Raw genomic sequence first — 26471 nt, forward strand, 5'->3', positions numbered from 1 at the left:
AGACTCCTTTCTTTACAGCTTCAGGAACAACGCAACAGGAATGAAGGCCAACCCCATTGCTCCTATTAATAAATCTAGGCAAGCAGGGGATCTTGCTAATAAGAAAAGCTTATATAGATGTGTGCCTTCAATAGCCTGACGAGGTAAGATCTATGGATTGGGTGTATTCCTGTAAACGAATAACTTCTGTATTCAGGCTGCCATCGGCTTGCAAGTCGATTACGCGGTAGCCTGGCGACTCGTTGTCGAGGCAGAAATCGTCAGACTTCGGTTTGAACTGAACCGAGGTGGAGGGCGCTGACAATACCTGAATTTTGCCTTTTTTCCATTGCTGTACCTGATGAATATGGCCGTTGATCACCACTTTGACATTCGGGTACCGGCTCACTCGTTTCCAGAATGCTTCGCTGTTATGCAGATTAATATTGTCCAGCCACGGACTGTTGATGGTATAGGCCGGGTGGTGGAAGGCAATCAGGGCATGGTAATCAGGGTGTTTGAGCAGTTGCTGTTCCAGATAATCGAGTTCTGAGTCAGGCAGAAAACCGTGTATGTCATCGTCCAGATGGGAGTCGAGCAGTAGCAGTTGCCAGTTGCCATGAATAACCGATTTTTCCATGGCTTTCGGGCAGACGGATTGCATTAGCCCGGTTATATCGTGGTTGCCAGCCAGCCAGTAATAAGGAATGTTCATGGTATCAAGTTGCTGCTTTAACCATTCATAGGATGTCTGACTGTCATCCTGGCTCAGATCGCCCGTTACCGTGATGATGTCAATGTTGCTCAGTTGCTGGCGAATATCTTCAAGAATATCAAGCAGACTGCCACGGGTATCGACTCCCATCAGGCGACCATCGGGGTGACCGAATACATGACAATCAGAAATCTGTACAACTCGGATTTGATTCATTCTTTGCTCTGGGCAACGGGTTCAATGTGACTGTCCGGAAGTGTATCAGGTTTATGGGCAGGCGAGCGTGAAGCAGCCCACGAATCAAATAATTTTCTGATGGACATGACCGCTGCTGAAGCAGAAGTTCAGCCATTCTGACAGAAAGCGATTCAGCTGCTCTTTTTCATCGGGTAGCAGCATTTTGTCATTGGGGTAGGTGTAGACCGGTTCAAAGTAACGCAGTTTCTGTACGCTGATCACTTCAGCCATAGAGGCATCATGATAGAGGCGAACCTGCATGGTTGGCAGTGCCAGCCATTGACTCCAGTCTGCTTCAAAGGTAATGCGAAGCGTTGTCGTATAGCGTGCACGGTTCTGTACCTGGAAATGCATTCGCCCCTGATGCATGCAGTGGCTGACCAGCAGTGTGTATTCATCCTGCTGGCTCAGGTCTGGCAGAAGCTTCTGCAGCTTGTGATAATTGCTTTCACAGATGCAGTGTTGCCGAATCAGATTGACCTTATAGGAAGGTTTTTTCAGGGATTGATTCATAAAGCCAAGAATAGTCGAACTTGGGTTCTGGCTCTATGACGCAGAAATCCTGCCAACTTTTGGTGAGCGATATCAGACGTATTAACAGACCGTTGGTTTGACAAGTTATACGACGAAATATCAATGTCTTAATGCTGTCTTGTTGTAGCATCAGGGGATTTCTTGACAGGGTAATAAAGTGATCTAGAATCACTTTTATGTTTCAAAGCAGTTGTTTAATGCTTTTGAAAACATCCTGTTGATTCATGGGTTGTCATGATTCAACAACTTCTCTCTTATGGCTAAAGGTCTTAGAAGCTGTTCATGATCTTTTGTCTCCGTCATAATTTGACCAATGAGACAAACGTACCCCAGTGATATCAGCCGCAAGCAGTTTGAGCCTATTCTTCCTATTCTTGAAAGCGCTCGTAAAACAACCAAACCCCGTACTATCGATCTTTACGACGTATTCTGTGCAGTGCTCTACCTACTTAAAAGTGGTTGCCAGTGGCGTATGATTCCAAAGGATTTTCCCAAATGGCGAACGGTTTACTCTTATTTTCAGCAATGGAGTGAACTTCGTTATGGCGAAGAACCAAGCTTACTCGAGCAGGCTTTAAAAAATCAGGTTGCCGAAGAACGGGCTAAGCAAGGACGACAGAAGAGAACGAGCTTCGCTATCGTCGATGCTCAAAGCGTTAAAAACACAGCGTATGCGTTGAATAAAGGCTATGATGCGGGCAAAAAAGTATCTGGAATTAAACGACACATCGTTGTAGACACGCAGGGATTACCTCACGCAATTACTATTACTACAGCAGATGTAAACGATAGAACTGGTGCACTGAAAGCTTTTGAAGACAATAGGCCATACTTGTCGAAGGTCGAGTCTGTATTGGTCGATGGTGGCTATACAGGCCAGCCTTTTGCCAATGCTAATGATGAAATATTGGGTGCCACCGTGCAGGTTGCAAAAAGGAGTGAACTTCATACATTTGCAGTCATCCCGAAGCGCTGGGTAGTCGAGCGCTCATTTGCCTGGATAGAAAACTGCCGCCGTTTATGGAAGAATACCGAGCGTAAGCTAAACACTAGCCTTCAATTTGCGAATTTAGCCTTTTTGGTACTCTTGTTGAGAAGATCGTGAACAGCTTCTAAGTACCGGAACAGGTTGTCGGTGTGTGTCACAGGCCCATTTAAAGCCATTAAACGACATGCCTTGTATTCTGAAATAGTTTAAATGATTTGAATGAACGACAATTGCAGTTTTGATGGTTGAAACAGAAAACTTATTCAAAAGCATAAAAAGAATGGTATTGGCCGCTTGTATGAAAAAAAACTCCTCCGGTATCAATTTCTTGTAAACTGTGTTTTCACAGCGAGGTAAAAATCTGTAAATTGCCAAGATTTAACTTGAGCATCAGAAGCACACCATCCATTATATGCCTGCTCTCGGCCCCACATTTATTCAAGGAATTGGAGACAATGCCCAAATTTTCCCCTAATGGTTTTCTGCTGGCGGCCCTGGCTGGCGCCATTTTGAATGTTCAGGCCGCAGAAACCGAATACAACCTGCTGGAAGTGTATAATCTGGCACAAAAGAACGATGCCCAACTGGCAGCTGCTCACTATGACATGCAGGCTGTTCAGGAGAAGAAAACCCAGAGTCGTGCGACTCTGCTGCCTAGTCTTACGCTGTCGGCTAACACCCAGTACGCAAAGACCAATTCCGAAGTCAGTGGTGGTAAAGACCTGGAAAACAATGGTAACAGTCATGGCTGGGGAGCAACCCTGAATCAGCCATTGTTCCGTATGGCGAACTGGTACGGTTATGATCAGGCGAAAAGCATCAGTGCCCAGGCTGAGCTGCGTTACTCTGGAGAAGAACAGTCACTGATTTTACGCACGTCCGAAGCTTACTTTAATGTGCTGCGGGCAGAAGACAGCCTGATTTCAGCCATTGCCGAAGAAAAAGCGGTTAAACAGCAACTGGATCAGGCACGTGAACGCTACAATGTGGGCCTGATCGCAGAAACTGATGTACTGGAAGCTCAGGCCGGTTACGATGCTGCCCGGGTTGCACGGATTTTGGGAGAGAACCAGGTCAGTGTCAGCTATGAATCCCTGCGCACGATTACCAATCATGATATCACTCAGATTGGTGCATTGCAGAAGACAATGCCGGTTAACCACCCTGTACCAGCCAACACAAGCGACTGGGTAAACAGTGCAGTGTCCGGTAATCTGGCCCTGCAGGTGGCTCGTGAAGGATTGGAAGCCTCTCACAAGAACATCAAGGTTCAGAAGTCGGGCCATGCTCCTACTGTCGATGCGTTTGCCCGTTACAATTACAACTCCGATCATACATCGAAAGGCACACGACCAGGTGCAGATGGTAACGGTTTGAATACGGGTAAAGGTGACTCTACGGTTGTTGGCATTCAGTTCAACATGGAACTGTTCGGTGGCGGTGCAACGTCTTCCCGCGTTCGTGAAGCCACGTACCAGATGGAATCGGCCCAGCAGAACTTCGACAAGAGTCTCCGTGAAACCAGCTCCAATACCCGCAACCTGTTCCGTACAGTGAACTCCGATGTCGATCGTGTGGATGCTCGCTGCAAGGGCATTGTATCGTCTGAAAGCGCGTTGAATGCAGTGCAAAGCGGTTATGAGGTGGGTACCCGCAACATTACCGATGTCTTGGATGCCCAGAAGAAACTGTTCAGCGCCGAGCGTGATTATCTGAATGCCCGTTACGACTACATTGTTAACACCATGAAACTGAAGCAGGTGGCAGGTACTCTCAGCCCGACTGATCTGCAGGATCTGAACCAGTGGATCGTGAGTGGTGGAGAGACTGAAGATATGTCCATTCCTGTTCAGTGTCGAGCCAAGTAATAAAGCGGAATGAAACGTATGACTGATAAGCCCTCTTAGTGAGGGCTTATTCTTTTTAATAATTAGAATAAATATATTTAGACCAATAAGGCTTAAATAAGCTCCTCCATTTACAGGGTGTTACTGTGCTTCACGCTCTCAGGCTTTCTGCGACCTGAGCTTTAGGGTACTCTTGCCAGCACTATTTTCTATTACGGCGAACGTCGGACTGTTTATCAGGGAAAACGTATGATTATCAAACCAAAGACCCGCGGCTTTATTTGTACAACCACCCATCCGACAGGTTGTGAGAAAAACGTACGTGATCAGATTGATTTCGTTAAGTCCCAGCCAGCCATTGAACAGGGGCCAAAGCGTGTACTGGTGGTCGGTTCTTCCAGTGGTTATGGTCTGGCTTCCCGTATCTCTGCAGCCTTTGGCAGTCAGGCTGCGACCATTGGTGTGTTTTTTGAAAAGCCTGGTACTGAACGTAAGCCTGGCACTGCTGGCTGGTATAACTCTGCCGCGTTTGAAAAGGCAGCTCACGAAGCAGGTTTGTACGCCAAGAGCATTAATGGCGATGCGTTCTCCCATGCCGCCAAGCAAACAGTGGTAGATCTGATCAAAGAAGATCTGGGGCAAATTGATTTGGTCGTTTATTCACTGGCATCTCCGGTGCGTAAACTGCCGGATACCGGCGAAGTCATCCGCTCGTCCCTGAAACCAATGGGTCAAACTTACACTGCAACAGCGGTTGATACGAACAAAGACGTTTTGTTTGAAGCCAGTGTTGAGCCTGCCACCGAGCAGGAAGTAAAAGACACAGTAACAGTAATGGGTGGAGAAGACTGGGAGCTGTGGATGAGCGCTTTGTCTGAAGCAGGTGTATTGGCTGAAGGTTGCCGAACCGTTGCTTACAGCTACATTGGCACCGAGATCACCTGGCCTATCTATTGGCACGGGGCACTGGGACAGGCAAAAATGGATCTGGACCGTGCTGCTAACGCTTTGAACGACAAGCTGGCAGCCATTAATGGCGGAGCCAATGTAGCGGTGTTGAAGAGTGTTGTCACCCAGGCATCTTCTGCCATTCCGGTGATGCCACTTTACATTGCCATGGTGTTCAAGAAGATGCGCGAAGAGGGTGTGCACGAAGGCTGTATCGAACAGGTATGGCGTATGATGTCTGACCGCCTGTATCGCACCGATGGCAATGTACCCACTGACGACGAAAACCGTCTGCGTCTGGATGACTGGGAACTGCGTGACAATATCCAGCAGCACTGTAAAGATCTGTGGCCGCAGCTGACCAATGAAAACCTGTCAGAACTGACGGATTACCGTGAGTACAAGGAAGAGTTTCTGAGCCTGTTTGGTTTTGGTCTGGATGGCATCGATTATGAAGCTGATGTGAATCCGGCGGTTGAGTTTGATGTAATCACCCTTGACTAACAAGTCTTTTGCAGACTCTAAATTGAAGCTCCTGATGGAGCTTCTTTTGTATTTTGTATTTTGTATGGGTGAAAGTCTCATACTGACCATTTTTTCTGGGCTTGCCGTCCGTGGTTTATACAGCAGCTACAAATTTTCTCTGGACTTACATAGGAACGGCCAAACACCGCTATGATGGTTACTGTAAAAGATACCGCAACAGTGAAAGGCCGCCCCGATGCAAGTATGTCAGCCACTAGCTGAAGCCGCCAATTTTTCTTGTCATGCTATCCAACAGCTTGAGCAAAAACTGGCCGTTCTTCGTCAGGAACACAGCCCAATCAAGCACTTTGAAGACTATGAAGGTGAGGGTAGTGGCACAGTTCTGTGATTCTAGCCCTGTCTGCTAAAATACGACATTCGGCAACTTTGAAAAATGCGGTTTAAAAATGTGCCTTACGCAAGTCCTCTGTACAACATGTGGCAGTAACCAAGTTCGGCCTTTCGGATACAGCACTCATGATGTTCCACGATACTATTGCTGTAATGACAAATGTGAAATCAAAACCTTCATGCTTGAATATCGCTACAAGGCCTGTGAGCCTGGCGTTAAAGAAAAAATCATCGATATGGCAATAAATGGCAGCGGAATCAGGGATACAAGTAAAGTACTCGGAATAAGCAAGACAACAGTAATAAAGACTCTAAAAAAAAAGAAAGCGGTCTGGTAAAGGTCAACCCAAATATTCAAACTATTGATCTCAAGTCAGATGCAATTATTCATGTAGGGCTTGTCTGCCAAGAGGCTGAGCTAGATGAGCAGTGGTCGTATGTTCATGATAAATCGAACCAACGCTGGCTTTGGTATGCTGTTGATCACGCTACAAATACCGTGCTTGCTTATGTTTTCGGAAAACGGAAAGATGAAGTTTTTAAAGAACTCAAAACACTTCTGAAGCCATTTGGTATTAATAAATTTTACACCGATGATTGGGGAGCCTATGAGCGACACCTTGATGAAAACATGCATATTATTGGTAAAGCAAACACTCAGAAGATAGAGCGTAAAAACCTTAATTTTCGGACTTGGATTAAACGGTTGGCCAGAAAGACAATTTGTTTTTCAAAGCTCGAAAAGATGCACGATATTGTTATTGGATTATTGATTAATAAAGTTGAGTTTGGGGTCAATATTCACGCGATATAACAGTTCTGGCCCACTACCAAGGTGAGATCCATAAACTCTTTATCGAAGCAGAGCAAAGCGTTCTGGCAGAAGACCTGACCGGGCTTGATATTGACGTTCCTGCGATTGAGGTAAGCGGTGTCTGTTACCATCGGGTGTTGCGATCTTCAGAAACTTATCAATCCGCTGTCGGCCCTGTCCGGGTTTTGCGTACGCTCTATCGTAACGGTAAGGATCACTCTATCATCCCTTTGGAGCTACAGGCAGGTATTGTAGAGGGGTATTGGACACCAAAAGCAGCTAAACAAGCTGTCTGGATGGTTGCGCAAATGCCTCCCGGAGAGGCTAAAAGCCTACTTGATCTGATAGGGAACATGACGCCCTCGGAAAGCTCTCTGGCCAGACTACCCAAAAGTTCAATGCGCAGTGGGAACCCAATAGGGAAGCCTTTGAAGACTTTCTCTGGGAAAGCGTCAAGGTTCCTGAAGAAGCTGTGACTGCGGCCGCTTCTCTTGATGGCGTCATGTTGCCGATGAAAGATGGTAAACGTCAGGAAAAGCGGGAACAGAATAGAGTCGATGGCAAGCGAACCCGTGGCCCTGCTGGCTGTCAGGAGGCCAGTTGTGGAACATTGTCGTTTTACGATGCACAGGGTGAACGCCTCTCAACGGTCAGGATGAGTCGAATGCCTGAAAGCAAGAAAGTGACTTTGAAACAATCACTCTCCGCACTCCTGAGCGAAGCTCTTCGACAGAGGCCAGATCTGACGCTTGTTAAAGTCGCTGATGGGGCAAAAGACAACTGGACCTACCTTGCCAATGAACTCCCTGAAGGTCACGAGGTTGTAGACTTCTATCATGCCGCAGAGCACCTGAAGAAAGCGTTTGACCTGTCCTATGGTGAAAACAGCAACAAATCCAGAGAAAAGTTCATCACCTATCGCCACATCCTCAAAGAGGAGCCCGAAGGTGTTGAAAAAGTCATCAAAGCTCTGGCTTACCAGCATAAACGACACCCTCGTCGATCGAAGTTGAAAACAGAGCTGGAGTACTTCAGAAGTAATCGAACCCGCATGAACTATGCTGAACACTTGTCGCACAACTTGCCAATAGGCTCAGGGGTTATTGAGGCTACTTGTAAAACCTTGGTAACGCAGCGAATGAAGTGTTCTGGAATGAGGTGGCGGCATCCCGGAGGCCAAGGTATTTTGACAGCAAGGTCATTAATTCAGAGTGGCATGTTCGACAATGGCTGGAAGTTACTGGCGGTGACCTACTGCGCCAAGGTCACGGAAGTGGGTATGGACAATGTCATCCCATTCCCCATGCAGAAAGGTGACTTGGAATTATAGTACCAGTCAATATGAGACTTTCACCCTTTTGTATTGGGGAGTAAATAGAAGTTTTGTAGGGTGTTAATTGTTGCCAATGTTTGCCGAATCCAATGAATCTATCCATTATGAGACATAAGTCGTACTTGAATAAAATAGTTGAGTAATAATTATACACTCCATCACAGGGACTTGAGGGAGAAATGGAATGTTGCGGATAATTACCGAGACGTTAAAAAGGAGCTCTGCTCTATTAGCGATTATTTTTGCCAGTCAGATTTATGCCCATGGCGGCGGAAAGCATAAAGCCAAAAGCATGCAACAACAGGCAATGGTACCTGCCTGTGACAAAGCAAGTGACAGTAGTTGCATTAATTCAAAGTTTGTTACGCCGACTAAGGATGAAATATTTGAGGATTATCCTAAGATTCTGAAAGAGTGCGTCAGCAGGGTAGAAGAGGAGGATATTAAGCAAATCAATTTGCTGTCTGGTCTTGGGGATGTCAGATATCCACTGGTTTCAAAAGTAGATGCCACACTGGATCAATATCCGGAATTATTACAGCTGTACGATGGCAGTCAGCCGGTAGAGGCGTATTACAGTCAGGGCATGATTTTGCAGTATGGGTTTAATTTTCCCAGAGCCATTAAATCCTTTTATAAAGCCACTCATTACGATAAACACGCTGCCATGGCTTTCTGGGGCATTGCCCTGTCTGCGAACTCCAATATAAACAGTAACGCTACGAACGGTTGTGATCGACTGGCTTACGCCTCGGCACACAGGGCATTGGCACTTGCCGAAGAGCAACTTGACAGTCCTAAATATCAGGAACTGTTTTTCAGGGAAGAATTGGAGCGTCAACACGCTTATGCTGACGCCTTTCGGCAGCTCTATCTGTCCGAAGGTAATAGAACATTTGTTACCGATGACACGAAAAAAATCTATGCGGAAAAAATGCGGGAGCTATCGCAGAAGTACAAACAGGATCTTGACGCCGCCACCTTGTATGCAGATGCATTGCTGAATATCAATCCATGGGAATGGTGGAACGGTGTTATAGAAACATCCGACGATGTTAAGCCAACCCCCGAAGCCGCTCTGGCTTTAGAAGTTTTGAATAAAGTACTGATTCAGGACCCTGAACACATTGGTGCCAATCACTTTTTTATACACGCCATAGAAGAGTCACCCTTCTCTGAAGCAGGGGTACCGATGGCTGACCGGTTGAAAACACTGGCGCCATCGTCCGGGCATCTGGTGCATATGACGTCTCATATTTATCAGCGAATTGGTGACAATGCGGCGTCAAGTGCAGCCAACTTTCGAGCGGTTCAGGTGGACCGGTCGTATATGTCGGAAGTGAAAGAAGATGACGCCTATCCATTGCATTATCTGGGTCACAACATCCACTTTCTCACCTGGACATTATCGATAGAAGGCAGGGAAAACGACTCGCTGACTATGGCGAAGCAGCTGGTGGAAAATACCATAAAGTACAGTACTGAAGCTTATCTGTGTAAAGTCTACGAGGGTGAGATAAAAACCAAGGTTGATTATTTTTTTGCCGCGGCACTTTATTATGCCGAACGCTTTCAAAACGCAGAATACCTCAAGCTGATTAACGACATGATATATGATGTTAATGGTGATTCCGGAGGCTGGGAAGCGATTAATAAAGCATGTGCAAAGGCAAACCCTGAGTGGAAAGAAATAGAAATTCCTTACACCAATATGATCCGTGATTATGCCAATGCCAGCCAGATGTTGTCTGTTCCTCTTATCCCTCCGTTTGTACCCATGGAAGAACAGTTGGATCAAGACTTTATCACTCTGTTTTGGGAGTCAGTCAGCAATAACCTCGCTGAAGATTTGAAGTATGGAAATAACAAGGCAGTAGAGCTGATCCGTATTGCCAATATCAACTTAATGACAAAATGGCTAACAACTCAAACCGGACAGAGCGAAGGCTTGAAGCACTGGGATATTATTCTAAAGCCTTTTTCAGAAGGTGTTACCCAACCCTTGTATGAGGATCTGTTTTGTAATTCGGCAGAGTGTCAATGGGAAACAGAGACCAGTGACCAGACGATAATCCGGTTATGGAATACGGCTGTCAGTATTCAGGATAACCTGAATTATAATGAGCCACCGGACTGGTATTACACCAGCCGTGAGTCATTAGGTTTTGCCTATCTGAAGCAGGCGTTGAAAAATGATGATATGAAGCAAGCAGCCATGGCTGAAGATGTTTTCCAGAACGATTTGTACAACAATCGCAAAAGTGGACGCTCGCTGTGCGGATTGATGCAAAGTCTGGATGTTCAGGGTAAACCGGTACCTGCCAGAATTAAGGAAGATTTTAATACTGCATGGATGAATGCCAATATAAGTGCCGATATGAATCTGTCCAGAGGCGAGCAGGCATTTTTAAAATTTGAAAAGCTCATGGGAGAGCCCTGTCGCTGGAAAAGAAAATAACCAGAGGCGTGTATTCAGCCCTTTGTGTAAGCAGGGGCTGAATAGAACTAAATTTTCAGGGTTGTATTTTTGAGTTATTGTTGAGTTATTGTTGGGTTATTGTTAAGTAAGAAATAACAGATCAAAAGGAATTGATGTGTTTATAAAGACTTTACTGCTTACACTTACCCTGATCTTTGTTGTCAGTAGCCATGCAACGATGAGCTGCAACATTGAATCAGGGGTTTATGTTTCCACCCGTGATGAATCGGAACCTGAAAACATGGATTTGCTGTTCAATCCGACTAACTACAGTGATGACTTGTTGTATCGATTGAAAGGCCATTTGATGCTTATTGTGGATGCAGATAAGCGCATATTGATGACTGGATTTATGCAAATAGAGTCGGCTGTCCTTTTTCATATTCCAGTCGTTGGAAGGTTTGTTGAGTATCCTAAAGTCAGGCCAGTCTCATTTCTAAAACTACAATACAACTGTTCTGGAGACCGCTTGGTGTTGAGCTGGCAGGCTAGTGATAAAGACTCTGAGTTCCATGCGGGAGGGGTTTTGGAAGGGCTATACAGCATCGAAGTCAGACAAATTTTAGTTGAACTGCCCCAGCTCTCACACTTTAGTTTTCGCTTTAGTTCCGGGGAAGACAAAAAGTACCTGAGGTTTAATAAAATGGAAGTGCTTTACGATCAGGAGCTGCAGAACTCTTCCAGTTGTTCAATTCCAGACGGTATTTACGAAGGGATCCAGAGAAGCGATTTAATGAAAGTAGAGTTTGATGACGAAGGTATAGAAATGACATTACAACGTCAGGGGGTTCTGTACAACGACTCGCCAATAGTGCCTGAGCCATTGTTGTATGATTGTCAGGATTCACGGTTGCTTCTTCTTTATACCAACAGCGAAGGCTCAAGGAGTGTGTTTGTAGGAGAATGGGACAAGAACAAAAAGGTAATAGAAAGCTTGCAGCGTTTTGAAGTGTTGAACGCAGCTGTGGAACAGCAAATAACGTTAGAACCTGTGGATTAACGACAGCAGCTTCTGACGAGTCATTATTGACCCAGCTCACCGGGACGAGGCCGGGTCAAGTTGGTAGCAGAAAGCAGTTAACTGATATTGCCTGTCACCCGTACACGACGACTTCCAGTTTCCTTTTGCGGCTCTTTCGCCTTGCGTGCGTCTTCCAGCTTCTTGTCGATCACATTCTTAAAGGCAATCAGCAAACCCATAAAAACAAAAGCACCCGGTGGCAGAATGGCAAACAGGAACTGTTTGTAGTTGGGGAATACGACCAGCGCCCAGTTTTCAGCCATTGGACCAAACAGAAGATCCATGCCCGAGAACAGAGTGCCCTGACCAATCAGCTCACGCATAGCGCCCAGCAATACCAGCACGGCTGCGAAGCCTGTACCCATCATTAACCCGTCAAAGGCAGCAGGTAACACCGGGTTTTTAGAGGCATAAGCATCGGCACGTCCAAGAATAATGCAGTTCGTCACGATCAATGGAATAAAAATACCCAGAATACGGTACAGCTCGTAGGTGTATGCCTGCATCAGCAATTCAATACAGGTCGTCAGCGAGGCAATGACCATCACGAATACTGGCAGTCGAATGGCATCTGTGACCTGATGACGAATCAGGGAAACCACAATGTTGGAACCCATCACCACCATCATGGTGGCAATTCCCAGTCCCAGTGCGTTGACGACACTGTTGGACACACCCAGCAGCGGACACAAGCCCAACAGTTGAACCAGTGCCGGGTTGTTTTTCCACAGACCATTCAGAGCAATTCTGGATGCGGAATCATTTGCCATTGTGTTGCTCCTTTAGTTCTCTGACACCTTGTAGCTCTTGTTCTACATCTTTTTGTAGCTCCCGGGCATTCGGATGGTTTTTCATTGCCTCAGCACCTTGTTTAAACAAAGCTTCCTTGTGCCCGGCGAAATAGTTAAGGGTTCGGTACACCGAGGCTACCACTGCCCTTGGCGTCACTGTGGCCCCGGCAAACTGGTCAAAGTCGCCACCGTCTTTACGGACTGCCCAGTGCCTTGGCTTCGGATTATTCAGCGATTTTCCGGTAAAGCTCAGTATCCAGTCCGTGACGTAGGTGTTGATTTTGTCACCCAGTCCCGGTGTTTCTTTGTGGTTAACCGCCCGGACACCGGCAAGGGTACCGTCGGCATAAATGCCAACCAGCAGTTCAATTCGGCCAGAGTACCCGTCGGGCGCTGTCGCCGGAAGAATGACGGCAACCGGTTGATTGCCACGAAAGGCGACATAGGCATGCTTTTCAGTGGCATTAGCCAGTAGTCCCTCAGGCTGAATACTGACTTGTGTATCCAGTAGAGAGTTGTCGTGTGTATCCAGTGGCAGAATCTCTTCCAGTGCCCGGGCCTCAAACGCACGAATCTGGCTGGCAATCCGATCTTCCGTAAACACGTAGGTGGTCGCAATCAGCCCGACGGTCAGAATGGCAAACAGACCCAGCCCAAGACTGTTTCGGGCAATGCTATTTACGAGTGTATTTTTCACGGGTTCAGTCTTACTCATCACCATCAATCCGTCTTCGGCAGTCCCTTGTTGGCCTTTTTGTGACCGTAGGTACGAGGCTGTGTATAGTAATCAATCGTCGGCGCTGCCATGTTCATCAGCAGTGTGGCAAAAGCGACACCGTCCGGATAGCCACCCCAGGCACGAATTACATAGGCGACAATGCCCACCAACGCACCGAAAATCAGTCGGCCTCTGGTGCTGGTAGCACTACTGACAGGGTCAGTAATGATAAAGAATGCCCCCAGCATGGTTGCTCCACTGAACAGGTGAAACAGTGGTGAACCGTTGCTGCCGGAACCGGTACCGCCCCAGAACAGGGTTGCCATCACGGTCATAGCAGCCAGCATGCCAACCGGCGCATGCCAGGTGAACACTTTTTTATACAGCAGGAACACACCACCCAGCAGGTAGGCAAGGTTTACCCAAAGCCAGCCTTTACCGGCAATGGCACCCAGTGCTTTGTTGGTGTCACGCAGCTCTGCCATGGTCAGAGTGCTGTTTTCACGAACAATATCCAGTGGCGTTGCCATACTGATGGCATCCAGCTGAACGCCCTGACCGAAGATCGGGAAAATACTGTTAAAGGCATCAGAGAAACTGCCCACGTGCCCTTGCAGCCCATTCGGTGCCAGCCACTGGGTCATTTCTTGCGGGAAGGAAATCAGCAGCAGCACATAACCGAGCATGGCAGGGTTAAACGGATTGTTGCCCAGTCCACCGTACAGCTGTTTGCCAATGATGATGGCAAAGGCGACGCCGGTCAGTGTCAGCCACCAGGGCGCAAATGGCGGTAAGGCCAAAGCCATTAACGCGGCGGTGACTACGGCACTGCCATCAGACAGGAAAAAGCCTAAAGGCCGTTTCCGCATTTTCAGGATCAGGGCTTCTGCTCCCAGTGCCACCAGAGAACACCAGACCAGATTGATCAGGGCACCCCAGCCAAAGAACCAGGTCTGTGCCAGTATGCCGGGGATAGCTGCTATCAGAAGCAGCTTCATCACTTGCTGCGTGCTCTTGGGGCCGCGAGCGTGTGGGGATGTCTGTCGAACCAGAGTCATCTTGTTTACCAGATCGTCATCAGGCGACCGGGTTGAGTTAGCCTCAACCCCTGTCGTCCATTTTATAGATGTGCTTCAAACGCTTCCTGAGCGGCTGCTGCTTTTTCTTTTGCAGCATTCAGTGCTGCTTCCAGTTCAGGGGTCGTGGCATCCGCCTGATCCACCGCCCGTTGCGCTTTTTTCAAAGCGGCCTTTGCCATGGCATTCTCGATTTTCAGCTTTTTAACTTCATCGGTTTGCGCTGGCTTTGCCGGTTTGGGCTTGTCAGCCTGAGCAGAAGGCTCGGCAGCAACAGGCGTTAGCGTTAGCTGTTTCAGTTTTGTACGACACTCGTCCACCGATTCCTGAAGAGCCTGTGTTTCTGCACTGTCTTCTTCAAGTGCTTTGGCAAGGGCTCGTTCTGCCTTTTTCAGAGCGGCTTTTGCCATGGCCTGCTCAATCTTCAGCTTTTTGTCTTCTGCGGAAGGTGCTGGTTTGGCAGCGGGTGTTGCGGCAGAATCCAACTGAGCAGCGAGTTTGTCGGCTTTCGTCTTACAATCGTCAACGGTTGCCTGCAAAGCCTGAATATCACCTTCACCGCTGTCTTTCGCCTGTGTCAGTGCACGTTCCGCTTTTTTCAGGGCAGCCTTCGCCATCGCATGCTCAATTTTGAGCTTTTTCTCATCGGCGGAAACCGCTGGTTTTGCAGCGGGCTGTGCCAACATAACGGCATCAAACTGTTGTTGCAGCTTATTGGCTTGGGCCTGAAGCATATCAACATTGGCTTTCAGTTTGCCGGTATCACCTTCGCCGGTTTCTTCCGCTTTCTTCAATGCACGCTGGGTCTTTTTCAGCTGGGCATTGGCCATCGACAGATCGATTTTAAGCTTTTTCTGTTCCGGAGTGAGTTCCTGCTTACCGGCTTTGCCAGTTGTTCCCGCCGCCTTTTTCGCTTTGGCGCGTTCGATAGCCGCTTTTACCGGGTCCGTTTCTTCACTGGAAGAAGGTGTGGAAGCTCCCGCTGCTTTCTGGGCTTTCAGCAGGGCGGCTTTTTCAGCGTTTGCCTTACGTCGTGCTTCTTTCTCTGCTTTTTCCCGCTCAAGACGATTTTGGCGGTTTTCATAACGGACTTTGGAGCGTTCCGACTTCGCGTGTTTTGCTTCCAGACTGCGGATCTCGCCTTTGGAAGCGCGGTAGTATTGCACCAGAGGAATACTACTGGGGCATACGTAGGAGCAGGCTCCGCATTCAATGCAGTCGAACAGGTTATGATGTTTCAGCTGGTCGTGGTTTTCTGCTTTGGCGTGCCAGTACAGCTGTTGTGGCAACAGCGAGGTCGGGCAGGCTTCAGCACACATGCCGCAGCGAATACAGGCTTGTGCCGGTGGAGCTGCCGGGAATTCGATGTCGCTGCCAGCAATCACACAGTTACTGGTTTTCACCACAGGGATACTGGCATCGTCCATGGAAAAGCCCATCATCGGGCCACCCATGATCAGGGTGTGCAATCGCTCCTGCTTGAGTCCTGCGACCTGAAGCAGGTGATTGACTGGTGTACCCAGTAACACTTGGAGGTTCTGGGGTGTCTGCAGTGCTTCACCGGTCAGGGTGGTAATGCGGGAAATCAGTGGACGGCCATGGACAATGGCTTCTTCGATGGCAGCCGCTGTCCCCACGTTTTGTACGACAATGCCCAGATCCGCTGGCAGTTTGCCGGATGGTACTTCCTGTCCGGTCAGAATCTGAATCAGCTGCTTCTCACCACCCGAAGGATAGCGGGTCGGAAACACCACCACCTTGATGTTATGACCCTGTCGCTGAGACAGAGCCATTCGCATGGCATGAATCGCTTCCGGCTTATTGTCTTCAATACCGATCAGGCAGCGTTCTGTTTTCAGCAGGTGCATCAGAATATCGGCACCGGTAATGATCTGTTCTGCCCGTTCCCGCATTAGCATATCGTCAGCGGTGATATAGGGCTCACACTCGGTGCCGTTCAGGATCAGGGTATGTACCGGGTTTTTCGGAGCCAGTTTAATCGCCGACGGAAAGCCCGCGCCGCCCATACCGGCAATACCTGCATTGCGAATGATGTCAACCAGCTGTGCTGGCTCTGTCTGACGGTAGTCGTCTACCGGGTTCAGCTCGCACCAGCGATCTTCTCCGTCCGTATCGATAACAATGCAGTTGTCGTGCATACCGGACGGGTGAGGAATGGCATGTAACTCAATAGCCGCAATCGTTCCTGATGTAGGCGCATGTAAGGGCACACTGACAAAGCCGGTTGCTTTGGCGATCAGTTGGCCTTTGAGAACCTTGTCCCCCACCTGAACAACAGGCTCTGCAGGTGAGCCAGCGTGTTGGGACAGCGGCAGTACCAGACGTTTGGGCAAGGGGGCGATGCGAATGGGCGTCGCGGTCGACTGATGTTTGTTTTCAGCAGGATGCACACCACCGGTCAGAGGCCAGACTCTGGCGTTCACTTCTTTCAGGTCAATCAGCGCTGAACTCATACGGTTTCACCTCGCTGATCCGTGGCAATCAGTGTTCCGGTAAACGCCGGAGGTTGTTCTGGCAGTTCCCAGCGCCAGGTTCTGGTGGTTACTTCAATGGGGCGCATTTCTATACAGTCAACAGGGCAGGGCTCGACACACAGGTCACAACCGGTGCATTCGTCGCTTAATATGGTATGCATCTGTTTGGCCGCACCCAGAATGGCGTCCACCGGACAAGCCTGTAGACACTTGGTGCAGCCAATGCATTCGTCTTCCCGGATAAAAGCAACACTGACAGGCTTTTCAACACCACTTTCGGCGTCCAGTGGCTCCGCTTCAACATCCAGCAAATCGGCCAGGGCATTAATGGTTGCTTGCCCACCAGGAGGACACCGGTTGATGGCTTCACCACTGGCAATGGCTTCGGCATAGGGGCGACAGCCGGGGTGGCCGCATTGTCCACACTGGGTCTGGGGCAGTAGTTCGTTGATCTGGTCAACGATGGGGTTGCCTTCCACTTTAAACCGCACACTGGCGAAGCCAAGCACTGCTCCAAAGGTCAGTGCCAGAGCCAGCAGGGCGATAATGGCATAAACAATTATTTCCATGTTTGTGTCGTCGTCTCCCTTACAGCTTGATCAGACCGGTAAAGCCCATGAAAGCCAGTGACATAAGACCGGCGGTGATCATACCAATAGCCGCTCCCCGAAATGGCACAGGTACGTCGGCAGCGGCTATGCGCTCGCGCATGGCAGAAAACAGCACCAGTACCAGAGAAAAGCCGATTGCGGCACCAAAACCATAGGTGGCAGAATCCACCAGTGAACTGTTCATACGGTTACTGTTCAGCAGTGCCACACCTAGAACGGCACAGTTACTGGTGATCAGGGGCAGAAACACGCCCAGTACGCGGTGTAGCAGTGGGCTGACTTTACGCACGACCATTTCGGTAAACTGCACCACGACGGCGATTACCAGAATAAAGGAGATGGTCTTCAGAAATTCCAGACCCAGTGGAATCAGCAGGTACTCATAAGTCAGGTAGCTGCAGATGGAAGCCAGAGTTAACACAAAGGTGGTCGCCAGAGACATGCCCATGGCCGACTCCAGCTTGTTGGAGACCCCCATAAACGGGCACAGTCCCAGAAACTGTACCAGTACAAAGTTGTTGACCAGTATGGCACTGACAAGTATCAGTACCAGTTCACTCATTTGATCCATTGTTCATTCAGTCCATAGCGGAGTTTTCAAAATAGCTGCTGTAAGGGGTTTTAAATACCAACAGGCGCAGCATCAATTGAGAGTCATCCGGGTTGATGACCGGAGTATATATTTATGCAAAGTGCAATCACATTAACCGGGTAGATTCAAAACGAATAACTATAAACCCGCTTGCAACTCTTTATTCGCCAGTGGTGCAACACAATCCGGTACTGTAGCTGGCGACAATGCATTTGATCCTAAATACCTTTAAAACGTATGGTTATTGTCCGAATTTTCCGGATATCGCTCCAAAAGATGTAAAAAAATCCGCGTGATTATATCCATATTGGCTGTTCGGTGCATCGTAGAATTCCACAGAGTATCGCCTGTGAATATGACCATATGGACTAGGTAATTTGGGTACGGCGGATGGGTAGAAGGGTATTAATATGATGGGAACAGATGAGCTGGCGACTTTTCTGATGATTGTTGAAAAAGGTTCTTTTTCCGCAGCGGCAGAGCAGCTTGGACAGACGGTTTCTGCAGTAAGCCGCTCGTTGTCACGTCTGGAAGAGCGTTTGCAGGTGCGGTTGCTGACCCGAACCACACGACGGCTGGATCTGACTGAAGAAGGTCGCTGGCTGCTGCCCAGAGCTCGCAGTATTGTTGAGGATCTGCAGCAGACGGAGCAGGAGCTGACATCCAGCTTCACCAAGCCCTGCGGATTAATCAGGGTGAATGCTTCAACACCTGTGCTAACGTGCATTATTGCTCCGCTGGCAGCTCGTTTCAGAAAACGCTATCCGGACATTCGTCTGGAGTTGGCAAGTGACGAGCAAATCATTGATCTGATTGAAGAGCAGGCTGATATGGCGATTCGGGTAGGTGAACTGACCAGTTCAACCCTGAATGCCCGCAGACTGGCTGAAAGCCGGATGCAGGTAGTGGCTGCTCCGGCCTATATACAGGCAGCGGGTTGTCCGCAAACGGCGGAAGCGTTGCAGAATCATGTTCTGATCGGTTTTTCCGAGCCTGCATCACTGAATCTCTGGCCTTTGAAACAGGGGCAGCTCGAAGGGGTGGCAATACGACCGGATATCGCCTGTTCCAATGGGGCTATGGTTCGGGAATTGGCATTGGAAGGCGCGGGAATTGCCTGTGCTTCTGACTTTTATGTACGGGCTGATATTGAATCCGGGCGGCTTGTTTCGGTGTTGCAGAGTGAACATCTGGGCTGGCGTAAGGATATCTGGGCGGTTTTCTATAAAAAAGGCAGTCTGCCTGCGCGGGTTCAGGTGTTTCTGGATTTTCTCGTTGCCGAGATTAATAGGGTATTGTGAGCAGAAACGGTGTTTATGTAGAGTGAGCTTTAAGAGCAATCAGCGGTTTATTTGGGTCTGAGTTTGGGGTTCATCTGGTAGGGGTAATCTTCAGGCCAGTCTGTATATTTTTCCTGTATTTTAGGGCCAAAGTCACTGGTAAGCTGGGGCTTTACTTCCATAACGAATTCGTTTATAGACATGATATCACTACTGGTTTCACTACTTGTAAAGTCTCGGATTTTTTTCTGAACGCAGTAATCTTTGAGCGTTGAGTCAGGTTTTTGAGCTGAAAGCCGGTCTCTCCAAGTTGTTTTTCAAGCTGGTTGAGCTCTTTTCGCAACCCATAAGGCCGGCCAATCAATCGATGAAGATTGCCTGTAAGGATATCTGCACTAACATCCGGATCTGCATCAAACAGATATTGCTGACGAGCCTGCTGAGCTTCGTGGCGTGTAATTCGATTTCGGTTTGCCAGCTCATCACATTGGGAGCCGGAAACATAGCCTTGTTCTTCAATGATGTCCTGACAGATTTTAGGTGCCAGATGATCCCTGATCCGATCTTTACCAAAAGCCTGCAAGTGGCGTAAAAGAGAGATATCGTTGGAATTAAACTGATAGATACGAAAGTAGTAATCCAGCTTGCGGTCTGTGGTAATGTCATGGGCTCCAGCGGCTTTCAATCGACTTTCTGCTTCACCGAGACTTTGATTGACCTGATGGCTCCATGTTGTTAACTCCTGTTGATCAGCCGCAAGCAATTTTGTCCGTAATGCTTCAGTGACTGAGGGTCTTTCCTTTAGCTCTTCTTCTGACAATTCAAGCAATTTTTTCTGTTCGGCCAGGGCTCTTTTTTTCTCACGGTTTTCTTTTCTTTTAGTGCCTTCAGCCCCGACAGACAAAGGAGAAGATGATTTAAAATCCTGATTATGTTTGAGTTTTTTAAAGCGCCGTAGTCGCCCAGACACTGATTCAGTGCTGCTACTGCTGCCGCCTCTACTGCGCTTTCCCCCTCTTAGATGCTGAACCTGCGGGTTGGGTACAGGCGTTTCAATGCCTTCATCCATCACGGTGATGTCATGATCGGTAATATTGGGAACGTCTGAGAAAACTGAGTCACTGCTGGATGAAGAACTTAATGATGCGCGGCTCATTGCGCCAGACAGTTCTGAATCAACACTTTTGGTCGATATCTTTCGGCCATAAGCGGACCCGGAGGTCTGTGGTTCCTCATTGGACTGTTCTGTGTCTTTATCCTGAGAAGAACCTGATACCTGTTGGCTGGAGCCTTTTGGGCTAGGAGGGTTTATCGGAAGCGGTATCGGCAGACCTGTATTCACCATCCTGATCGGGCTTATTACATAACTGATGTTACGCACCTTAAACGAAGGAATCAGGGCTACAGAGCAATGACCTCGTTCGGAAACCTTGATGATTCGTAGAGGGTGCGTAACTCCAGTTACATAATAGTGTTTTTTCAGTCCATCGACCATCGTTGGTGATTTAAATCCACAGAAAACCGACACTTACAGAAAAAAAGCTTTTCTGTTTGTCTTTTGTCTGAAAATTTATTCTGTCTGCCAGACAGCCCGCTTCTCCATGATTGACTCAAACAGCTCTGAACCAAGAATATTGTCCAGCCACCGAATCAGGTTTGGGTAGGGACTGCTGTAAAACCAGTTTTTGTCTACATGGGCAAACTGGCGCACAAAGGGAGCGATACCATAGTCAGTCACGCTCAGGTGGAGGCAGCTGAGCCCTTTGGCTGTTTGCAAAAGGCTTTCCAGCAGGGATAAAAAAGTTTCACCCTGCTGGCGGTAATATTCTGCGGACTGCTCCGGATAGCGGTCTGCGTACTTATAGCGATCCAGCCAGAATTTAAACTGGTTGTCACATTGATGGATGAGTTGACTATCGCCTTGTAGCCAGTTGTCGGGGTCGTTCCGGTTCAGTGCCCACCGCATGATATCCAGACTTTCATCAATCACCTGTCCATCGGGTAAAACCAGTACCGGGACTGTGCCTTTTGGAGAAGCAGCCAGCATTACGGAAGGTTTATCACGCAGGGTGATTTCCCGGTATTCAACCGACTGCTGGCTGATGGCAATCGCCAGTCTTACCCGCATGGCATAGGGGCAACGGCGAAAAGTGTAGAGTACAGGTGATTTTGTCATTAGCTTATCTTGTCATAACCGGCATGGATCGACACCTTTCAATGACCTTCTGAAGCAGAGGTGAAGGCGGTTGCAGACTTGACCAGGCGAGCCCGACCTGACGGTAGTCACTGACGCCAGTGTAGGGTTTGACCAGAATCTCGGGATATTGTCGTGCCATGCCTTCCGGCAGAAAGCTAATGCCGTGATTCGCCAGTAATAACATCGCTACCTGATCTTTACTGGCGGTGCTTGCAACAATATCTACCTCCATATCAAACTGACTGAGTAAGCTCAGCGTTCTTTGATGGGCTTCACATGGAGGGCAAATAATAAAAGGTTGCTGATGCAGATCCTGAACGGTAACCGTTGTCTTTTTTGCCAGCGCATTGTTTTGATGAACACACAGAACATACTCTTCACGCCAGATGGGCAGAAACAGCTCATCGTCGTTTTTCATTATGTCCAGAATGAGCCGTGCCGGTGATTTCTGGTCAAGCTGGGTTAATAATAGTTCGTGCTCACTCAGTAGTGGCTGAATATGATGTAAAAAGGCTGCTACATACTGGTGTGGTAGCTCTGGCATGATAGCCAGTGAGAGTTTTTCACGATTCTGTTGTTGTTTCAATACCGAGGCGATTTTCTCAATCTCGGCAATCATACGAAGCGCCATGGGATAAAGCTGCTCTGCCTCACGGGTAGGTGTAACGCCTTTTTTACTGCGGGAAAACAGCAGACAGCCTAACTCTTCTTCAAGCTGTCGTATGGCATTTGACAGTGCAGGTTGAGAAACAAAACTGCGCTCTGCGGCTCTGGAAATGCTCTGCTCTTCATAAACGGTGGAAAACTGTCTGAGTAGTCGGATATCCATTGATGTACCTGACCAGTTAGTCTGGCTAAAGATAATTAAAAGTTATGAATGATCTAATTAATAGATATTTCAAACAGTGGTGGCAGAACGTTAGAGTAACGCTGTCCTGAAACGAGGTAGCATACAGGAGAGTTGATATGAGCAAACCGTTAATTGTTGTCACAGGCGCCAGTTCCGGAATTGGTGAAGCGATCGCTCGCGCTTTCAGTGCACAGCGTCACCCTCTGTTGCTGTTGGCGAGACGGGTTGAGCGGCTTGAAGCTCTGGATCTGCCAGAAACCTTGTGCAGAAAGGTTGATGTGACCGATCGTGTCGCTGTTCTTGAAGCCGTTAAAGAAGCGGAAGCGAAGTACGGGCCAACCGACTGTTTGGTTAATAATGCGGGTGTGATGTTATTGGGGCTGGTGACAGAGCAGAACCCGGACGAATGGGACCGGATGATTGATGTGAATGTTAAGGGTGTACTGAATGGTATCCATGCCGTGGTGAAACCCATGCAGGCGCGCAAGGGTGGAACCATTATCAATATCAGCTCTGTAGCAGGCATCAAAGGCTTCCCGAATCATGCCGCATATTGCGGTACCAAGTTTGCCGTACACGGTTTAACAGAAACGGTGCGGGAAGAGGTTGCTGACGACAATGTTCGTGTGATTGTCATTGCCCCGGGTGCCGTTGAAACGGAACTGCTGAGCCATACTACTTCTAATGAAATCAAAGAAGGTTATGAAGGCTGGAAAGACAGCATTGGTGGCGCTATTACTCCTGAAGATATTGCCGCCTGTGTCTCGTTCTCTTACGGACTGCCACAAAATGTCTGTGTGCGTGAAGTCGTGGTAGCGGCAACCCGGCAGCAGCCCTGACTTATTCAACAGAAAAGAGCCTGCTATGCTCCGATAGCAGGCTTCTCGTTGTGATCAGTCAGAGACTATTTATTTTGTTTTTTGCCTTTCCAGAATTTCCAGCTCTTTTTGGGTTTCAAGGTTTCTTTTGTCAGTTTATCCTTTGCACGCTGCACTCTTTCCTGCTCTTTTCTAATTCTTCCTCATTGGTTATTTCAGGTAATAATGCCGGGTTAAAGCTGAACAGGTTGGGTTCGGCTCTGCACAATGGCCCTAATGATTTATAGAGCTCCCAAAGTACCTGACTGCGACCTGCGATAACAACGTTATGAGGAGAGTGAGGACGGAATGGATATTTCGCCATGAAGAACAGCGCTTTTACAATCTGTGTTCGTAGGCCTTGCATTGATGGATCAGAGAGCATGGCAAGATTTCCGTTCACCACCCAGTTGACAATGGAATGCATTTCACGGGTATGCTCACCTAATGCGAATGCCGGTTCTATCCCCGAGAGTTCCATCAGCATGTTATACGCTTCATCCTGATGACCAAGAAATGCCCAGAATAACGCAGTGAAAGAGACATAGGCTGAGTAAAGGTTGCGATTCTAGGTGGGTGAGCGTTCTCCGTATCCAAGCTGATGGAAAAGGAAGTACCACGCCCGGCTTCTGGCGTAGGCGAGATTGTTGCCATTAACGGAGTAGCTCCCATTAAAGCGTTCTGATACAACCTGTGCAATTTCATACAGAAACGTCAGGGTACGGGTGGCCTGAGCGTTGCTATTCCCAGCAGTGAGTTGTTGGGTGAACGCATTTAAAGCAGTCGCGTGAACACTGTTATAAAGGTCATCGAAGACAAACTGGGTCAGCATTTCAGCAATGGAACCGTCTACATCACCATTACTCAGGGCTTGCTGTAAATGTCCCAATGAGCCCAGTAATGCCTCCCTCTCGGCTATCTGTTGATTGAGCTGGTTGAAATTCACTCCACCTTGATTAAGGAAGCGGTTAAGTATTATGGCATTGGCAGATAAGGCCCTGCTTAAACCGGGGTCGTTGATATGTTGTGCCACTCTCCAGAGAAGATAATAAACATCGATCAATGTGTAGCTCTTCTGAGTAACTCCCCCTGAGCTCGCCGGTTAGCAAGCCCCTAACCGACAGCAGTTTCAACCGGCGTTAATGTGAAGCCCATATCTTTAGCCTTCTGCTTCAGGGTTTTTAAAACTCTTTCTCTGTAACGCTGCTCAAAATATTCCTGACCTTCATCTACATACTGACTCCCATGTTTGAGCATACTGTAAACCAGCCTTGCCAGCTTATGTGCTGTTGCCGTAATCGCCTTTGGAGCACCAAGCTTGCTTCGCATTCTTCGGTAATAAGCACCCAAAGCACTTTTTGATCTGGTCAGTGAATAAGCCGCCAACCTGAATGCTGTTGCGGCTGCGCCTGGCAAACGCTTGGTTTTCCGGTTCAGAACTTTACCACCGGATATTTTGGTTCCGGGACAGAGCCCTAACCAGGAGGCAAAATGTTTAGCGGAAGGCCATCGACTCATATCCAAACCGATTTCTGAAACAATCTTCAGAGCCGTATTTTCGTCGATGCCGTCGATATCAGTCAGATCGACACCACTCACCCGGTTGAGCTCTGAACGCACATCAAAGTCTGGAGCGCAACGGGACTTCCGTTTTTTTGAAGGCTTATCTGGCGTAGAAGGCTTTTGAGAGTCTTTATCATCTTTGCTGTCAAATGTGTTGAGCTTCTGTTCCAGAGCTTTGTCACAAGCCCTGATTTTTTCATCATAAGTATCGTAAAGTTCAACAGCTTGCCGCAGAGCAAATACATGCTCATCCCGATAATGCCCCTTCAGGGATTTGGCGATTTCTTCCTCGGATTTTTTGCAGTGCTTGTCACGATATCTGGCCAGCTCCACAGGATTCCGCTGCCCATTCAGTATGGCGCGGATAATAGTCATACCGGTTTTTCCGGTAATATCAGTCACCACATTATCCAGTAACAGATTCATCTGTCGAAGTGCCTTTTGCATATGCTGGATGTGGGAAGCACGGTAGCCAACAAGAGTGTCACGTTGTCGTCTATAGGATCGCAATGAACAAACCTGTTCATCCGGGCGGAACGCGCCATTGAGCAATCCGTAAGTATGTAACTGCAAAAGCCATTGGCAGTCCAGAACGTCAGACTTACGTCCGGCAACATTCTTTACATGTCGTGCATTGACCAGCTTTACATCAAGCCCCCGGGATTCCAGTATTTCAAACGCAGGTATCCAGTAAATTCCGGTTGACTCCATCACAACGGTGGTAATGCCAAGCTTTACGAGCCAGTCAGCCATAGCTTCAAGGTCTGCGGTAAAACAGCCAAACGAACGCACCGGTTGTTCATCTAACTCTTCTGGCACAGCAACAAAATGTGACTCTGACCCGATATCAATACCAGCAGCAAAGAGATTGATTTTCTCCAGATGTCCGGCAATACGCTTTTTGACTCTGTCAGAATGGGAACGGTTGGATGTGCTGCGGCGAGACATGATTTACCCTCTATACTTCCGTGCGAAGGCATATCCGGATATGGGGCTGTCGATGATTCGCATTCTTCCGAACGAGATCGCATATTGCGTCATCAGTGATGTTGTCGCCAGCTCCCCGACCACGCTCTCGAACGGGCAAAAGGCACCAGTGTGTTTACGGTCTCTGGTCCGGGTATGTCTTCCTTTCTATCATAGGCATGTAGACAGTAGTTGGGAGAAAAGTTACTCATAGATGTTCAGCCGAGCCCGGCTTGGAGCGCTCTGGATTATCCACTATGGCTTGCAGGGCTGCATTAATTCCAAGCACGGTGAGTGACTCAGTCACACGGTCAAGGGCAGGAAAGGTATCACTCGCACCATCCACATGGTCTTCGCCAAAAAGGTTACTCAGAAGTGCCTGATAATTTTTTGCCAGAAGCCGTCAGCCTCAGCAACAAAACCATCCAGCAGCCTTCCATCCACACTGTCATCCTCACCGATATTGGCTGAGGCGCCTTGTTCGGGCTGTAAGCTGAGTTGCTGCAGATTGGCATTAAGCCCGGGTTGCTGGCCGGGTAGTGCAGCATCAGCTGAACTGGCTGTTCCAGAACCTTCACCCTTGGTCGGAGGGACTGAATACGCGGTGCTGGCAGTCAGGGATAGAATCAGACTGGTTGATATCAACCAATGTCTGCTTAAATTTTCAGAGACTGTTGAGAGTGGCAATTTTTTTTTGAACATTT

At 48.2% G+C, this 26471-nt stretch carries 27 protein-coding genes; 11 read left to right on the forward strand and 16 right to left on the reverse strand.

Features of this window, described 5'->3' with window-relative positions; all coding sequences use genetic code 11:
* Positions 1–127: 127 nt before the first annotated feature.
* A complete protein-coding gene (cpdA, locus tag EZMO1_RS05930; RefSeq protein ID WP_034874787.1) occupies positions 128–910 on the reverse strand; it encodes a 3',5'-cyclic-AMP phosphodiesterase in 783 nt (260 codons plus the stop codon).
* An 84-nt stretch (positions 911–994) separates the two neighbouring features.
* Positions 995–1444, reverse strand: a complete 450-nt coding sequence (locus EZMO1_RS05935) for a DUF1249 domain-containing protein (protein WP_034874785.1) — start codon at positions 1442–1444, stop codon at positions 995–997.
* A 334-nt stretch (positions 1445–1778) separates the two neighbouring features.
* On the opposite strand from EZMO1_RS05935, the gene EZMO1_RS25335 reads away from it, so the two are divergent.
* The 9 genes from EZMO1_RS25335 to EZMO1_RS05980 all read left to right on the forward strand — a co-directional run bounded on the left by EZMO1_RS25335 (position 1779) and on the right by EZMO1_RS05980 (position 11750).
* On the forward strand, positions 1779–2570 hold the full coding sequence (locus EZMO1_RS25335) for an IS5 family transposase (protein ID WP_082211901.1): 792 nt from the start codon (positions 1779–1781) through the stop codon (positions 2568–2570).
* A gap of 338 nt (positions 2571–2908) precedes the next feature.
* Positions 2909–4321, forward strand: coding sequence for a TolC family outer membrane protein (locus EZMO1_RS05945; protein ID WP_051789768.1), 1413 nt, complete (start codon positions 2909–2911; stop codon positions 4319–4321).
* A gap of 228 nt (positions 4322–4549) precedes the next feature.
* On the forward strand, positions 4550–5752 hold the full coding sequence (gene fabV / locus EZMO1_RS05950) for an enoyl-ACP reductase FabV (RefSeq protein ID WP_034874783.1): 1203 nt from the start codon (positions 4550–4552) through the stop codon (positions 5750–5752).
* 217 nt (positions 5753–5969) lie between these two features.
* Entirely contained in the window at positions 5970–6122 is a 153-nt protein-coding gene (locus tag EZMO1_RS26560; protein ID WP_187300050.1) for a hypothetical protein, read from the forward strand.
* A 58-nt stretch (positions 6123–6180) separates the two neighbouring features.
* A protein-coding gene (locus EZMO1_RS28005; RefSeq protein WP_420809906.1) for an IS1 family transposase occupies positions 6181–6938 on the forward strand; the annotation gives its coding sequence in 2 pieces (ribosomal slippage) (positions 6181–6448 and positions 6448–6938; 759 coding nt in all).
* A 134-nt stretch (positions 6939–7072) separates the two neighbouring features.
* Positions 7073–7414: a hypothetical protein gene (locus EZMO1_RS05965; RefSeq protein WP_145912491.1), complete on the forward strand. Its 342-nt coding sequence runs from the start codon at positions 7073–7075 to the stop codon at positions 7412–7414.
* Positions 7411–8268 (forward strand): hypothetical protein, encoded by an 858-nt coding sequence (locus tag EZMO1_RS05970; protein ID WP_061509288.1) that lies wholly within the window; start codon positions 7411–7413, stop codon positions 8266–8268. Before EZMO1_RS05965 ends, EZMO1_RS05970 begins: the two co-directional genes overlap by 4 nt.
* Positions 8269–8455: 187 nt before the next feature.
* A complete protein-coding gene (locus EZMO1_RS05975; protein WP_051789767.1) occupies positions 8456–10729 on the forward strand; it encodes a hypothetical protein in 2274 nt (757 codons plus the stop codon).
* A gap of 136 nt (positions 10730–10865) precedes the next feature.
* The gene (locus tag EZMO1_RS05980; RefSeq protein ID WP_034874776.1) at positions 10866–11750 is read left to right on the forward strand and encodes a hypothetical protein; all 885 of its coding nucleotides are present in this window, start codon (positions 10866–10868) and stop codon (positions 11748–11750) included.
* A gap of 77 nt (positions 11751–11827) precedes the next feature.
* Here the strand turns inward: EZMO1_RS05980 and EZMO1_RS05985 are convergent, their stop codons facing one another.
* The 6 genes from EZMO1_RS05985 to rsxA all read right to left on the reverse strand — a co-directional run bounded on the left by EZMO1_RS05985 (position 11828) and on the right by rsxA (position 18024).
* Positions 11828–12541, reverse strand: coding sequence for an electron transport complex subunit E (locus EZMO1_RS05985; protein WP_034874774.1), 714 nt, complete (start codon positions 12539–12541; stop codon positions 11828–11830).
* Complete coding sequence (gene rsxG / locus EZMO1_RS05990) at positions 12531–13277, reverse strand: electron transport complex subunit RsxG (RefSeq protein ID WP_082212019.1); 747 nt, start codon at positions 13275–13277, stop codon at positions 12531–12533. The genes EZMO1_RS05985 and rsxG overlap by 11 nt, the downstream gene beginning before the upstream one ends.
* Before the next feature lie 5 nt (positions 13278–13282).
* On the reverse strand, positions 13283–14278 hold the full coding sequence (gene rsxD, locus EZMO1_RS05995) for an electron transport complex subunit RsxD (protein WP_244886730.1): 996 nt from the start codon (positions 14276–14278) through the stop codon (positions 13283–13285).
* A gap of 122 nt (positions 14279–14400) precedes the next feature.
* On the reverse strand, positions 14401–16830 hold the full coding sequence (rsxC, locus tag EZMO1_RS06000) for an electron transport complex subunit RsxC (protein WP_034874770.1): 2430 nt from the start codon (positions 16828–16830) through the stop codon (positions 14401–14403).
* Positions 16827–17420: an electron transport complex subunit RsxB gene (rsxB, locus tag EZMO1_RS06005; protein WP_034874768.1), complete on the reverse strand. Its 594-nt coding sequence runs from the start codon at positions 17418–17420 to the stop codon at positions 16827–16829. The genes rsxC and rsxB overlap by 4 nt, the downstream gene beginning before the upstream one ends.
* Positions 17421–17439: 19 nt before the next feature.
* Positions 17440–18024, reverse strand: a complete 585-nt coding sequence (gene rsxA, locus EZMO1_RS06010; RefSeq protein WP_034875577.1) for an electron transport complex subunit RsxA — start codon at positions 18022–18024, stop codon at positions 17440–17442.
* Between the two features lie 440 nt (positions 18025–18464).
* Here rsxA and EZMO1_RS06015 point away from each other — a divergent pair, with 440 nt between their 5' ends.
* Entirely contained in the window at positions 18465–19355 is an 891-nt protein-coding gene (locus EZMO1_RS06015; RefSeq protein ID WP_034874766.1) for a LysR family transcriptional regulator, read from the forward strand.
* A 47-nt stretch (positions 19356–19402) separates the two neighbouring features.
* Here the strand turns inward: EZMO1_RS06015 and EZMO1_RS27755 are convergent, their stop codons facing one another.
* Genes EZMO1_RS27755 through EZMO1_RS06030 form a run of 4 tightly spaced genes read right to left on the reverse strand, consistent with a single transcriptional unit; the run spans position 19403 to position 22360 of the window.
* On the reverse strand, positions 19403–19537 hold the full coding sequence (locus EZMO1_RS27755) for a hypothetical protein (RefSeq protein ID WP_269077865.1): 135 nt from the start codon (positions 19535–19537) through the stop codon (positions 19403–19405).
* A complete protein-coding gene (locus EZMO1_RS06020; protein ID WP_222842199.1) occupies positions 19528–20862 on the reverse strand; it encodes a hypothetical protein in 1335 nt (444 codons plus the stop codon). Before EZMO1_RS06020 ends, EZMO1_RS27755 begins: the two co-directional genes overlap by 10 nt.
* A 42-nt stretch (positions 20863–20904) precedes the next feature.
* A complete protein-coding gene (locus EZMO1_RS06025) occupies positions 20905–21510 on the reverse strand; it encodes a glutathione S-transferase (protein ID WP_034874762.1) in 606 nt (201 codons plus the stop codon).
* Positions 21511–21514: 4 nt separating this feature from the next.
* Positions 21515–22360, reverse strand: coding sequence for a LysR family transcriptional regulator (locus EZMO1_RS06030; protein ID WP_051789765.1), 846 nt, complete (start codon positions 22358–22360; stop codon positions 21515–21517).
* Between the two features lie 137 nt (positions 22361–22497).
* Between EZMO1_RS06030 and EZMO1_RS06035 the strand changes: the two genes are divergently transcribed.
* Positions 22498–23220 carry an SDR family oxidoreductase gene (locus tag EZMO1_RS06035; protein ID WP_034874760.1) on the forward strand — a complete coding sequence of 241 codons (723 nt, stop codon included), beginning with the start codon at positions 22498–22500 and terminating at the stop codon, positions 23218–23220.
* 130 nt (positions 23221–23350) lie between these two features.
* On the opposite strand, the gene EZMO1_RS06040 is transcribed toward EZMO1_RS06035, so the two are convergent.
* From EZMO1_RS06040 to EZMO1_RS06055, 4 genes are all read right to left on the reverse strand, one after another.
* Positions 23351–23725: a hypothetical protein gene (locus EZMO1_RS06040; RefSeq protein ID WP_034874758.1), complete on the reverse strand. Its 375-nt coding sequence runs from the start codon at positions 23723–23725 to the stop codon at positions 23351–23353.
* An 81-nt stretch (positions 23726–23806) separates the two neighbouring features.
* Positions 23807–24301: a hypothetical protein gene (locus EZMO1_RS06045; RefSeq protein WP_034874756.1), complete on the reverse strand. Its 495-nt coding sequence runs from the start codon at positions 24299–24301 to the stop codon at positions 23807–23809.
* 50 nt (positions 24302–24351) lie between these two features.
* Entirely contained in the window at positions 24352–25749 is a 1398-nt protein-coding gene (locus tag EZMO1_RS06050) for an IS110 family RNA-guided transposase (protein ID WP_061509295.1), read from the reverse strand.
* Between the two features lie 387 nt (positions 25750–26136).
* On the reverse strand, positions 26137–26412 hold the full coding sequence (locus EZMO1_RS06055; RefSeq protein WP_145912493.1) for a hypothetical protein: 276 nt from the start codon (positions 26410–26412) through the stop codon (positions 26137–26139).
* Between the last annotated feature and the right edge of the window lie 59 nt (positions 26413–26471).

The organism is Endozoicomonas montiporae CL-33 (assembly GCF_001583435.1).
In the GTDB taxonomy this organism is placed as follows: domain Bacteria; phylum Pseudomonadota; class Gammaproteobacteria; order Pseudomonadales; family Endozoicomonadaceae; genus Endozoicomonas_A; species Endozoicomonas_A montiporae.

Excerpts from the sequence above, each read along its gene's own strand:
- cpdA (WP_034874787.1), bottom strand. The coding sequence starts at position 910 with ATGAATCAAATCCGAGTTGTACAGATTTCTGATTGTCATGTATTCGGT.
- EZMO1_RS05935 (WP_034874785.1), bottom strand. The coding sequence starts at position 1,444 with ATGAATCAATCCCTGAAAAAACCTTCCTATAAGGTCAATCTGATTCGG.
- EZMO1_RS25335 (WP_082211901.1), top strand. The coding sequence starts at position 1,779 with ATGAGACAAACGTACCCCAGTGATATCAGCCGCAAGCAGTTTGAGCCT.
- EZMO1_RS05945 (WP_051789768.1), top strand. The coding sequence starts at position 2,909 with ATGCCCAAATTTTCCCCTAATGGTTTTCTGCTGGCGGCCCTGGCTGGC.
- fabV (WP_034874783.1), top strand. The coding sequence starts at position 4,550 with ATGATTATCAAACCAAAGACCCGCGGCTTTATTTGTACAACCACCCAT.
- EZMO1_RS26560 (WP_187300050.1), top strand. The coding sequence starts at position 5,970 with ATGCAAGTATGTCAGCCACTAGCTGAAGCCGCCAATTTTTCTTGTCAT.
- EZMO1_RS05975 (WP_051789767.1), top strand. The coding sequence starts at position 8,456 with ATGTTGCGGATAATTACCGAGACGTTAAAAAGGAGCTCTGCTCTATTA.
- EZMO1_RS05985 (WP_034874774.1), bottom strand. The coding sequence starts at position 12,541 with ATGGCAAATGATTCCGCATCCAGAATTGCTCTGAATGGTCTGTGGAAA.
- rsxG (WP_082212019.1), bottom strand. The coding sequence starts at position 13,277 with ATGAGTAAGACTGAACCCGTGAAAAATACACTCGTAAATAGCATTGCC.
- rsxD (WP_244886730.1), bottom strand. The coding sequence starts at position 14,278 with ATGAAGCTGCTTCTGATAGCAGCTATCCCCGGCATACTGGCACAGACC.
- rsxC (WP_034874770.1), bottom strand. The coding sequence starts at position 16,830 with ATGAGTTCAGCGCTGATTGACCTGAAAGAAGTGAACGCCAGAGTCTGG.
- rsxB (WP_034874768.1), bottom strand. The coding sequence starts at position 17,420 with ATGGAAATAATTGTTTATGCCATTATCGCCCTGCTGGCTCTGGCACTG.
- rsxA (WP_034875577.1), bottom strand. The coding sequence starts at position 18,024 with ATGAGTGAACTGGTACTGATACTTGTCAGTGCCATACTGGTCAACAAC.
- EZMO1_RS06015 (WP_034874766.1), top strand. The coding sequence starts at position 18,465 with ATGATGGGAACAGATGAGCTGGCGACTTTTCTGATGATTGTTGAAAAA.
- EZMO1_RS27755 (WP_269077865.1), bottom strand. The coding sequence starts at position 19,537 with ATGTCTATAAACGAATTCGTTATGGAAGTAAAGCCCCAGCTTACCAGT.
- EZMO1_RS06025 (WP_034874762.1), bottom strand. The coding sequence starts at position 21,510 with ATGACAAAATCACCTGTACTCTACACTTTTCGCCGTTGCCCCTATGCC.
- EZMO1_RS06030 (WP_051789765.1), bottom strand. The coding sequence starts at position 22,360 with ATGGATATCCGACTACTCAGACAGTTTTCCACCGTTTATGAAGAGCAG.
- EZMO1_RS06035 (WP_034874760.1), top strand. The coding sequence starts at position 22,498 with ATGAGCAAACCGTTAATTGTTGTCACAGGCGCCAGTTCCGGAATTGGT.
- EZMO1_RS06040 (WP_034874758.1), bottom strand. The coding sequence starts at position 23,725 with ATGCTGATGGAACTCTCGGGGATAGAACCGGCATTCGCATTAGGTGAG.
- EZMO1_RS06050 (WP_061509295.1), bottom strand. The coding sequence starts at position 25,749 with ATGTCTCGCCGCAGCACATCCAACCGTTCCCATTCTGACAGAGTCAAA.